General features: G+C 60.5%; 5 protein-coding genes. 1 reads left to right on the top strand and 4 read right to left on the bottom strand.

Annotated elements, in window-relative coordinates:
• Nucleotides 1–59: 59 nt before the first annotated feature.
• From galB to MUN81_RS15900, 4 genes are all read right to left on the bottom strand, one after another.
• Nucleotides 60–2,474 (bottom strand): beta-galactosidase GalB, encoded by a 2,415-nt coding sequence (galB, locus tag MUN81_RS15915; RefSeq protein WP_245112054.1) that lies wholly within the window; start codon nt 2,472–2,474, stop codon nt 60–62.
• A gap of 125 nt (nt 2,475–2,599) precedes the next feature.
• Nucleotides 2,600–3,733, bottom strand: coding sequence for a glycosylase (locus tag MUN81_RS15910; protein WP_245112053.1), 1,134 nt, complete (start codon nt 3,731–3,733; stop codon nt 2,600–2,602).
• A 4-nt stretch (nt 3,734–3,737) separates the two neighbouring features.
• The gene (locus MUN81_RS15905) at nt 3,738–6,470 is read right to left on the bottom strand and encodes a family 78 glycoside hydrolase catalytic domain (RefSeq protein WP_245112050.1); all 2,733 of its coding nucleotides are present in this window, start codon (nt 6,468–6,470) and stop codon (nt 3,738–3,740) included.
• Nucleotides 6,471–6,907: 437 nt separating this feature from the next.
• Nucleotides 6,908–8,047: a hypothetical protein gene (locus MUN81_RS15900; RefSeq protein ID WP_245112048.1), complete on the bottom strand. Its 1,140-nt coding sequence runs from the start codon at nt 8,045–8,047 to the stop codon at nt 6,908–6,910.
• A gap of 417 nt (nt 8,048–8,464) precedes the next feature.
• Here MUN81_RS15900 and MUN81_RS15895 point away from each other — a divergent pair, with 417 nt between their 5' ends.
• Entirely contained in the window at nt 8,465–11,353 is a 2,889-nt protein-coding gene (locus MUN81_RS15895) for a hypothetical protein (RefSeq protein ID WP_245112046.1), read from the top strand.
• Nucleotides 11,354–11,356: the final 3 nt, after the last annotated feature.

Here is an 11,356-nt window from a genome sequence, read left to right as displayed (position 1 = left end):
GTCTCTACCACCGGGCAGGCATTTGTGTAAGATATTTCGAGCTAAAAACATGAGGCGAATTAGTTGCTGGTGAGCGTCACGGAAGCCGGCGTTAACCCGTCGGCCGTGGCCTTAATGGTAATGGCTCCTGCTTGCTCCTTGGTCTGAATAATCGCCAGCGCCATCCCATTGTAGGCCTTGCGTTCCGGCTTTTTAAACGACTCCATGCTGGCCTGATACCCGTTATCCACGCCCGCCACAAAGCCCGGCCCGCTCACCGAAAACTTCACCAAATTGGCCGCGTCAGGCACCAGATTGCCCGCTGCGTCCAGCACGCGCACCGTGATAAAGGACAGGTCTTTGGCATCGGCGCGCAGCTTGCTGCGGTCAGCGGTTAGCTCGATTTTGGCGGCCGGCCCGGCAGTTTTGATGGTGCTGGTGAGCACGGTTTGGCTGGCGCGGCGCGAGATGGCTTGCAGGGTGCCGGGGGCGTAGGGCACGCGCCACATCACGTGCAGGTCGTCGGGGTTTTTCTTTTTAATTCCCAGCGACTTGCCGTTCAGGAAAAGTTCCACTTCATCGGCCTGGCTGTAGTAGGCCCACACGTCCACGGTTTGGCCGGGGCGCCAGTTCCAGTGCGGCAGCAGGTGCAGCACGGGCTTGCTGGTCCACTCGCTTTGGTAGAGGTAGTAAGCGTCTTTGGGGAAGCCGGCCAGGTCGATAACCCCGAAGTAGGAGCTGCGCGCTGGCCAGGGGTAGGGCAGGGGCTCGCCCAGGTAGTCGAAGCCGCTCCACACAAAGGCCCCGCTGATAAACGGGCTGTTGCGGACGGCCCGCCAGGCGGCTTCGTGGGTGGCGCCCCAGTAGGGCGCGGCGTGGTCGTAGCTGGAAGCGGTGAAGTCGGCGTTGCCGGTGGTGAGCTTGGTTTTGCCGTCCTTGGGCCAGATGCGCAGGCTGTCGGAAGGCAGGTCGTAATGGCCGCGCGTTTCGTAGGCCGCCGCGATTTCAGTAGCCAGGAAATGCTGGCCGGGGAAACTGATGGGCAGCTTGGGGTAGTCGGCGTGCTTGTAGTTGAAGCTCAGCACGTCGAACACGCCGGCTTGGCTGATGAAGTTCTTGGCCGGCTCCTGCTCCGTGAGAGCCGAGGTGACGGGCCGGGTGGGGTCTAGGCGCTTCACGGTGGCGGTCAGCTCGCGGGTCAGGCGCGTGCCGGTGCTGTCGAATTGCTCGCGGATTTCGTTGCCGATGCTCCACAGAAACACGCTCGGGTGGTTGCGGTCGCGCCGGATTTGGTCTTCCAAATCGCGCCGATGCCATTCCTTAAAATCGAGGTGGTAGTCCTGGCCGTTCTTCTTTTTCTGCCACATGTCAAACGCCTCATTTAGCACCAGAAAGCCCATGCGGTCGCACAAATCCAGCAGCTGCGGCGCGGGTGGGTTGTGCGACATCCGAATGGCGTTGCAGCCCATGGCGCGCAGCATCTGCAGCTGCCGCTCGGCCGCCCGCTCGTTGAACGCCGCCCCCAGCGCCCCCAGGTCGTGATGCTGGTTCACGCCCTGAATGCGCAGCGGCTGCCCGTTTAGCAGAAAGCCGCGCTGGCCGTCGAACACGCAGGTACGCATGCCCAGCGGCGTTTCGTACTCGTCCTCCATTACCTGGCCGGCCAGCACCGTGGTTTTCACCCGGTACAGATAAGGCGTCGTCACCGACCAGCGGTGCGGGTTTTTCAGGGTGAGTTTCTGCGAAACCGTGGCCGCTGTGCCGCTGAGTTTCACGCCCGGGGTTAGCTGCCGGGCCACTTCCCGGCCGCTTTGGTCCAGCAGCACCGTTTGCAGGCTCACGGAGCGGGGCTGGCCGGTGGCGTTGCGCAGCTGGGTTTGCACGGCCACGGTGGCGGCCTGCGCGCTCACGGCGGGCGTGGTCACGAAGGTGCCCCACTCGTCCACGGCCACCGCGTGGGTGGTCACCAGCCGCACGTTGCGGTAAATGCCCGAGCCGGTGTACCAGCGCGAGTCCGGCTGGGCCGAGTTATCGACCCGCACGGCCAGCACATTCTCTTTGCCCGCCGGCTGCAAATAGCGTGTCAGCTCGTAGCGGAAGGAAATGTAGCCATTCGGTCGCTGTCCCAGCGAATGCCCATTCAGCCACACTTCGCTGCGTTTGTACACCCCATCAAACTCGATAAACACGTTACGCCCCGTGGTGGCCGGCAGCGTAAACGTCTTGCGGTACCAGCCGATGCCGGTGGGCAGGCCGCCGCCCTCGGGTTTGGCGGGGTTCTTTTCGTCAAATTCGCCTTCGATGCTCCAGTCGTGCGGTAGCGTGAGCTTGCGCCACGCAGCGTCATCGAAGGCAGCCTCTTTCGCGCCGGCTTCGTCGCCGAGGTAGAACTTCCAGTCTTTGTTGAAATTGGCCACTACCCGCGTGCCCGGCTGCGCCCCAAAGATGCTTTGGGCGCTGAGTAATAGCAGCAGAGAAAAGAGTAGGCGAAGCATTGGGTGGGATTAACAGGTTCTCTTAGGACGTCATGCTGAGCGTAGCCGAAGCATCTCTACCGCTTCGTTGTTTTGATTGAATTACTTGCGCAGTAGAGATGCTTCGCTGCGCTCTGCATGACGTCTTATTTTTTGTTCTCTTTCGGTTTCTTCACCGGCGGCGCAATGAAGGCCACCGTACTCTTGCCCAAATCCTTGGACGTGGCCACCGCAATGCCGCGCTGGTCGGGCTTGTTCACGGCGCAGTAGTAGTGGTACACCACGCCTTTGTATTTCAGCACGAAGGACTTGTGGGCAAATAGCTCATCATATGGCTCGGAAGGCTCAATTAAATTCGCGCCGGTCCAGTCGGTCCAATGGGTGAGGTCATAGGAGCAGGCGAAGCGGTTCACGGCGCCCTTCACGCCGGGATAGAAGGCCCCGAAGTAGAACATCGTCCACAGGCCGTTGTCCATCTTCTGCAAGTAAGCGTCGCCGGTGATGCCGGTGTGGTGGTTCAGCACGGGGTTGCGCAGGTAGCGCGTCCAGTGCGTCATGTCGTCGCTCACGGCCATGCCAATGCGCTCGGCGCCGCGCTTGGCGTTGAGGCTGTCGCCGTTGGCGTTGTAGTACATCACAAAGGGATGGCCGGTAAGCCGACTTTTATCCCATACCACCGAGCTTTTGTAGATGGTGTGGTTTTCCCACCAGCGCACGTCCTTGTCGTCGGGGCGCAGCACGGGTTTGGCCAGGCGCTGCCAGGTGGGCAGGGTGGTGGGGTCTTGGTCCGTCGAGGCCAGGCTGATGGACAGCAGGCCCTTTTCATACCCCCGCGAGTTGCCGCCGAAGTACGACAGCCAGTACCGGCCCTGGTAGGGCTGCCACTCGTAGCTGCCGCCCCACTTGGGGGCTTGCAGGGCCACGTAGCCAGCTTTCTGGTTGGTGTCCCAATCGGTAGTGTCGGTGAAAGACAGGATTTTGCCCTTGGTTTCCCACTTCAGCAGGTCCTTGCTCTGGGCCAGCCAGGTTTCGTAGCCGCGCCCGTCGTAGATGATGTAGGTCATCCACCATTGCCCGTTTTTGCGGAATACGCTGGGGCAGTCCATCTTCTTCTTGTTGTCGTCGGTGACGAGTACCAGACCGTACTTATAGGGGGTTTTTACCTCCTCATACACCTTCTTCATCTCGGCGGCGGGCACGGCGGTTGGCAGCGCTTTTTGCGCCCAGGCCGGTTGGCCAAGGCCGCTAAGCAGCAAGAGAGAAGCGAGTTGAATTTTCATGCAATTACAAGGTTGAGCCAACCTCAAAATGGTAAGTCCCCGAACCGGCCTTGATGCGTGCGCGCCCCTCCGCAAAGCCCAGCGATTCTAGTTCCGGGTGCTTCTCCAGCGGCTGTCCGCCTTCGGTGATGCGCGCCGAAGCAGGGGCCGGCAGGTAAATGGTGGCCGTGGTATTGGCGGGAATGGTCACCGTCAGTTCGAAGCTGGTGGCAGATTTTTTCCAGTCCGTGGCAATGAGGCCGTAGGGCGACAGGTGGCTGGTTTTGGCACTGGTCACATCGCCCACCGGCTCGGGCCGGATGTCAATTCTATTGAAGGCCACCGACCCGTCAGCCGGCCGAATACCCGCCAGGCCGCTGTAAAACCACTCCGTCAAATGCCCCAGCATCAAATGGTTGTTCGACACCGTGGGCAGCGCGGCCCACGACTCGGTGAGGGCCGTGGCGCCGTGGGCCAGCTGGTAGCCGTAGCCGGGCACGTCGGTGCGGCTGTTCATCGCAAAAATCACGTCGGAGCGGCCGGCGTCTTCCAGCACGCGCAGCAGGTAGCGGTAGCCGATGTCGCCGGCCGTCAGGGCGTTGTTGCGGGTGCGCAGGTCCTGCACGATGTTCTCGATTACTGCGGCCTTGTCGGCCGGCGCGACCAGGCCCATGTACACGGCCATGGCGTTGGCGGTTTGGCTGCCGGTGGCGTACTGCCTGGTCTGGGGGTTGAAGAACTTCGCGTTGAAGGCAGTTTTTACTTCGGCGCCCAGCTGCTCGTAAGTCTTCGCCTCATCGGTTTTGCCCAGCAGATGGGCAATTTGGGCGAGGATGGTGAGGTCGTAATAATAGGTAGCCGTGCCGGTTACGCCCATTGGCGTGAGCTGCGACACGCCCGGCGGCTTGGGGCCGAGGTCGTACCAATCGCCCAGGCCCTGACTGAGAATGTGCCCGTTCGCCTTCGTGCCGAGGTAGGCCACATAGCGCTGCATCATAGCGTAGTTCTCGGCCAGCACCTGCCGGTCGCCGTACCACTGGTACACGTACCAGGGCAGGATGATGGTGGCGCTGCCCCACTCCGGCGAGTCGCGAAACATGTCGCCGCCCCACTCAAACTTCACAAACTCCGGCGCGATTTCCGGCACCAACCCCTCGGCCGTTTGCGAGGCGCGCATGTCGGCCAGGGTCTTGCGGCAGAGCGTGGCTATGTCGTAGCCGTAGCGCAGCGAGCCGCCCATCAGGTGCGTTTGTTCCAGCCAGCCCAGCTTTTCGCGGTGCGGGCAGTCGGTCATCACGCTGGCCAGGTTGCTTTTGATGGCCCAGTCAATCAGCGTATTCGTGCGGTTGAGCAAGTCGTTGGAGCACGAAAACGAGCCGGCGCTGGCCGCCGCGTTGCGGGTGTGCAGCGCCGTCAGATTCAGAATTTCGGGCCGGCCTTTGGGATTGGCTTCGCCGCGGGGCACGCCGCCTTCCACCTGCGCATAGCGGAAGCCGTAGTAGGTGAAGCGCGGCCGCCAGGTTTCTACGCCGCTGCCTTTCAGCACATAGGTGAAGTAAAAGCCGCGCCCGGTGTTTTTCTGGGTTACGGTGTGGTCAGTGCTTAGCAGTTCGGCTGGCGTGATGCGAACGGTGTCGCCGCGCTGGCCTTTTACCTGCAACTCGATGATGCCCGAGGCGTTCTGGCCGAAATCGTACACCCACTTGCCCGGCTGGGCTGCCGTCGTGCTTTTGGGCGCGAAGGTGTCGAATACCTTCAGCGGCTCCTGCTGCTGGGCTACCAGCGCGGGCGGGCCACTCACGGCCACCACAGGCCGCCATTTCCGGTCATTGAAACCGGCCGTGGCCCAGCCGCTCTGCTCCAGGCCCGCGTTGTAGTCCTCGCCGCCGTAAATGCTGCTGAAAGTAATGGGGCTAGCGGCGGTGCGCCACGACAAGTCGCTCACCACATCTTCGTGCGAGCCGTCGGCGTACGTCAGGGCTAGCCGGCAAATCAGCTTCGGGTGCCCAAAAGCCGACTTTAATTTCCGGTAGCGCTCCTTCACTGCCGGCACGTAGTAGAAGCCATTGCCAAGCATGACGCCCAGCGCATTGGGCCCGCTTTTGACCAGATTCGTTACATCAAATGTCACGTACTGGGCCAGCTGGTCGTACTTCGTCCAGCCGGGGTCAAGGAAGTGGTTGCCAACTTTCTGCCCATTTAACGCCGCTTCAAACTGGCCCAACCCGCTGATGAAGAGCGTGGCTCGGGCCGGCTGCTGGTGGGCGGTGAAGGCTTTGCGCAGCAGGGGCAAGGTATTGTTGTCGCGGTAGGTGTCCTTGGCCCCGTCCACGGGCAGTACGTTCACGCGGTCGGCGGGCAGCTGGTCGTAGGCTATCCAGGCGGCGCCCTTCCAGTCCTGTGGTGCCAGCAGGCCCATTTGCCACGCGCTTGCCGCCGACCACTCCGACGCGCCGCCCTGGTTATCCCAGGTTTTTACCTTCCAGAAATAGGTTCTGGCTGGGCGCAAAGCCTGGCCGGCGTAGCTTACCTGAATGGACGCATCGGAGGTCGTTTTGCCGGAATCCCACAGGCGGCCAACGTTTTGACTGAGCTGCTTCGGGTCGTCCGAAACCAGAATGCGGTAGGCGGTTTGCCGCACGTTGCGGCGGTCTGAGCGTAGCTCCCAGCTCAATGCCGGTGCGCGGGTTTGCACGCCCAGCGGGTGGCGCTGGTACTCGCACGTCAGGTTGAGCACGCGCAGGGCTGGGGCCGCCATCGGATGCTTCCCGGAGGCGCCGGCACAGCACAGCAGCGCGGCCCAGAAGCAAAGATTAAAACGTACAAAACCGCTACTTCTCATTGCGCCGTGCCTTACCATGGCCTGGCAGCCTGAGGCTCGCCAAACCACTCGTAAGTGGATGATTAAATCAGGTGGCGCCGGCGCAAGCTATTTATTGTCAATTGAATAATAGGAATGAAAAAAGCAGGCCGGCTCTTTACAAATGTAGAGTTTACGGTCAGCCGCGTGTCCCACACTTTGGCAACTTTCTGTAGCATCTTAGCATAGGATGGCCGGCGCTTTGGCCAGCTATTTCGAGGCCCAGACAGCGCCGGAATGCTTTGAAGAGTTCGTGCGCAGCTGGTGGCCACGGCCTGGTGGCCTGCTTCGTCTCGGCGTATTCTGCCACGGTACCAAGCGTGACGGCTGCCCCGCTACCGTGCCGGAGGAGGCGTTACTGCGGGCAAAGCCTGCTCGCGCAGCAGGGCGCCATCGGCGGTTTCGAGGCGGGCCACGAAGGGCGTGCCCGCCGGCCGCACGTGGAAAAACGTCCAGTTGTACTGGTGGTTGCCCGCAGGCAAAAACGGCAGCTTTTTGAGCTCTTCCACCAGTGTGCCGTCGGGCAGGCGCATGCGCAGGTAAGCATTTCGCACGGGCTTGTCGAGGCTGAAGGTGAAAGCAAAAGCCTGCCTGGTGGGCGCCACGTCTATTTCCGGCGTGGCGTCGGTCACCTGGGTTTCCTGCAGCACCTGGCCGTGCTGGTCCAGCAGCCGCACCAAGAAGCTGGGCTGCTCATCAATGCCCACGATGGCGTTCAGGCCGATGGCGTAGCGCATCACCCCCGGCGCCAGCACCCAGCGCGGGGCCACGGTGTAGCGCTCGCACCCGTCGGCCCCGAACACCTTGAGCGAGGTGACCTGGCTCACCGGGCTGTGGTAGGTCACGAACACCCGCTTCGTGAACGTGCGCACCGAGGGCCGGTGGTCGAGCGAGCTTTTGACGCGGCCCGCCGCCCGGCCCGTCACCCGGCTCAGGTAGCGCATGATGTTGGTGGCGCCGCGCACCAAAGCTGGCTCCACGCTGATGTCGCGCAGCTCCTCGTGGTCCGTTACCGACCACACAAACATTTGGCCGTAGTAGCTGGCCAGGCCCGGGTATTTCTGGAGCGAGTCGCCGAGCGGCTGCAGGTCCCGGCCCGCCGCGCCGCGCAAGGCATACGCCGCGTTGCCGGAGGGTGCGTGGTCGTGTTGCTCCATGCAGAAGCCCCACAGGCGCACGGTGCTGCGGGCGTGCGGCGCCAGCACCAGCATTTTTTCCTGAAACGTGAGGAGGTCCTGCAGGTCCGGGTTGCCGGCGGCGAAGTGCAGGCCGGGCGGCACGCGCACCCCCAGGGGCTGGTCGGTCAGGTTGGTGAGGGTGCAGAGCAGGTTGTCGGGACCCAGGCCTTGGGCCCACGCCGATACGGCTACCGTGCGTTGCGCGGCAGCATCTGCAAGGCTGAGATAGGGAAGGCGCTCTGCCTCGGCACGCAGCACAAGGAGCAACAGCAAAGTGAGGGCAACCTGGCGATTCATGAACTCAAAAGTGAGATATGCATATGCCGGGCACAACGATATGAGGGAGTATGGTATTATTCAATCTAAATAATGTTAACTGATAATGTTGCTGAATAATAATATATTCTCGCGTTTTTGGTCAAAAATTCACTCAAATTTGCGTGATATTATCGTAGTTAAGTGCCTGTTGAGCAAAATTTAAATCACAAGAATGTTGCGCTTGTGCAGTCAATGTTGCAAGCTAAATGACATGGTAGTACTGGGTGAAGAATGTTGAATATTCCATGCCAGTGTGCTTACTTTGCTAATGGGATAAAAGGGCCCAATTGAAATTGATGAGCGTTTGCCTGCTCTTCAGCTAGTCAATACATGACATATAATTTAGTATATTGGCCTATATAATTCTTTGACTGCCGGCCACTCTTTCGTCGCTAAATGGAAAAAAAATTTACCCACTGCCTTTTTCAGAAAAAATGGACGGCGCTCTGTGTAGTGTCGGGCCTGCTTCTGGTGGGCGCACAGCCGTTGCGGGCCCAAGACATCATCTACAAAGCCGCCGGCGATTCCATCGTCAGCTCCGTGGATGAAGTGAACGACGACGAGGTGCTCTACTTCAACGTGCCCACAACCAAGGGCAGCATGCGGCGCAAGCTGAGCGTGAAGGAGGTTACCAAAATCAAGTACGCCAACGGGTATGTGGAGCTGTTTGAAAGCACCACGCTCTCGAGCGGGCGCACGGTGACCAGCGCCCTGGCTTTCGACGTCATCTACACGGTGTCGGGCAGCGAGCTGAAGGCCAAGGTGCTGGAAGTGGACGAAACAAGCGTGACCTACAGCCTGCTGAATTCCAAAACGGTCGACAAAATTGCCACCGACCGCCTCATCGGCATCCGCTACGCCAACGGCTTCGAGGAAGCCTACAATGCGCCGGCTGCCCTCAAGGAGAAGGCGGCCGCCCAAGCGCTGGCGGCCGCCTCGCAAAAAGCCAGCGCGGCGCTCAACCCCGACGTTATCAAGCTCGACAACGGCAAGGAAATCAAAGCCCGGATTCAGGAGGTCGATGAGCTCAACATCTACTACACTCCCGTCGACGCCGCCGACCCCGGCAAGCGCGAAGCCCTGGCATTGGAGAAGGTGTTTAAGGTGCTGTATGCCAATGGATACGAGGAAACCTACACCGTGAGCAAAAAGGCGCTGGCCAAAGAAGAGCCCGCGGAGGAGCCCGCCCCCAAACCGGCCAAGGTGACCGAGTCCAAGCCCGTGAAAGTGGCGGAAGCCAAGCCGGAAAAAGTAAAGGAGCCCAAGCCCGAGAAAGAGAAAATTGCCAAAGCCGCGCCCAAGAAAGAGCCGGCAGAAAAGAAGCCTGTGGCCGACGCCGCTCCCGCGGCTGCTCCGCTGGCGCCCCAAAGCCTGGCCGTCATCCCGCTGGAGGAGTTGTTTAAGAGGCCGGCTTTCAACAACCTGCAAAAGGCGGCTTATGAGCCGATGAGCGTGGAGTACCTGGACCTGCGCAGCAACAACCTGAAGGCCCTGCCGGCCGAGGTGAAGAACTTCAAAAACCTGGTGGGCATTAATTTGAGCAAGAACAACCTGCGCAAGTTCCCGATGGAACTGCTCGACCTGCCCAACCTGCAGTACGTGTGGCTCGACGAAACCGGCCTGCAGAGCCTGAGCTTCGACAGCGACCAGCTGGAAAAGCTCAAGAAATCCAACATCGTGTTCATCTCGGCCAAAAGCAACCACCTGACGCGGATTAGCTCGTCGGTGTTTGGGCTGGCCAACCTGCAGGAGCTCAAGCTGAACAACAACCAGATTAGCGGCATCACCTGGGACAAGAAAACCGACCTGAGCAAGTCGTACCTGCAGTCCATCAATTTCGAGAGCAACCGCCTGAGCAGCCTGCCCGTCGAGCTCAAAGACCTGCCTTCGCTCACGGAGTTGAGCCTGTCGAACAACAACATCAAGTCGCTAGACAAGGAAACGGTCGGGTTCAAAACCCTGAAGTCGCTGAAGCTGAACAGCAACCCGCTCAAGAAGATTACGCCGCAGTTCTACCAGCTTTCGGCCATTGAGGAAGTGGACCTGAACCAGACACAGCTCACTTCCCTGCCCGATTCGGTGTCGAAGCTGTCGCACCTCAAAGTGCTGGTGCTGCCAGGCACCTTCGCCACCTTCCCCGCCGATTTTGGCCGCCTCAAGCTGCTCAGCGAGCTGCGCATCAACAACTCTTCGGCCTACAGCAAAATCCAACAGTTTCCGGCGGCGGTACTGAGCTGCCAGCGCCTGCGTACCCTGGACCTGTCCGGGGCCGACATCAAAACCCTGCCCAGCGAAATTGCCAAGCTCCGCCGCCTCGAAAACCTGTACCTGAGCAATTGCCGGCTCAGCACGCTCCCGGAGGAACTCTTCACCCTGCCCCGCCTGAAAGTACTCGACCTGAGCAACAACAAAATCACGCAGGTGTCGAAGTCGGTAGCCGAACTCAACTCCCTAGAAAACCTCAACCTCACCGACTCGCCGGTTGAAGGCAATTCGTTGCTCGCCTTGCGCCGCTCGCTGCCCGCGGCCCAGATTGAGTACTACGACGGCGACTTTGGTCTGAACTTCACCAGCGCGCCTTTGCCGGCCAATAAGCTGGCGGGATTTAAGCGGTTGTTTGCGGCTTGCGACCAAGGCAATCCGGGCGCCTACGTGGAACTGGGCGACTTCTTCAATACTTCGAAAGACTACGGCCTGGCCCTGAAAGCTTACCAGGTGGTAACCGCCAACCCGCAACTGGAAGGCACCGGCAAATCGGTGGCCTGCCTGCTCAGCATCGCCGAAATCTACGACGACGTCGACAACGTGAAGCCCTATACCTCGCCCTACAAGCGCAAGCGCTACACCGACTACGACGACTACCTCAACACCTCGGCCAACAACAAGGCCTTCCAATCTTACCTGGCCATCACCCGCGTCAACCCGCGCGATGCCGTGGCCCGGCAGGCGCAGAAGAAAGCTTCGGCCCGTGCCAGCATCATTTGCAACGAGATTGCCGAGAATCTGGAGAAGATTTTCGAGCGCAACACGGCTGAGATTGAGCGCCTCATTCAGGGCTCGGGCGACATGCAGAACCTGTCGGCCGGCGGCGAGAAAATCATGAACGACGCCGTGGTCGACAACAGCGAGGCGGCGGCCGCGGTGGGCGCCGTGCTCAGCATTTTCGGCAGCGCGGCCTCCTCGGCCAAAGAAGACAAGTCGGAGAAGTACAAGTCGCAAAACGTGCGGCTGAAAAACGACATCTCGAACCTGAAAGCGCAAGCCACCCAACTCGCGGCTAACTAGCAG

The sequence above is a fragment of the Hymenobacter sp. 5317J-9 genome (assembly GCF_022921075.1).
Taxonomy (GTDB): Bacteria; Bacteroidota; Bacteroidia; order Cytophagales; family Hymenobacteraceae; genus Hymenobacter.
Note: the sequence above shows the minus strand (reverse complement) of the source record. Positions and strands in the feature narration are given on the sequence as shown.

Excerpts from the sequence above, each read along its gene's own strand:
- galB (WP_245112054.1), bottom strand. The coding sequence starts at position 2,474 with ATGCTTCGCCTACTCTTTTCTCTGCTGCTATTACTCAGCGCCCAAAGC.
- MUN81_RS15910 (WP_245112053.1), bottom strand. The coding sequence starts at position 3,733 with ATGAAAATTCAACTCGCTTCTCTCTTGCTGCTTAGCGGCCTTGGCCAA.
- MUN81_RS15905 (WP_245112050.1), bottom strand. The coding sequence starts at position 6,470 with ATGGCGGCCCCAGCCCTGCGCGTGCTCAACCTGACGTGCGAGTACCAG.
- MUN81_RS15900 (WP_245112048.1), bottom strand. The coding sequence starts at position 8,047 with ATGAATCGCCAGGTTGCCCTCACTTTGCTGTTGCTCCTTGTGCTGCGT.
- MUN81_RS15895 (WP_245112046.1), top strand. The coding sequence starts at position 8,465 with ATGGAAAAAAAATTTACCCACTGCCTTTTTCAGAAAAAATGGACGGCG.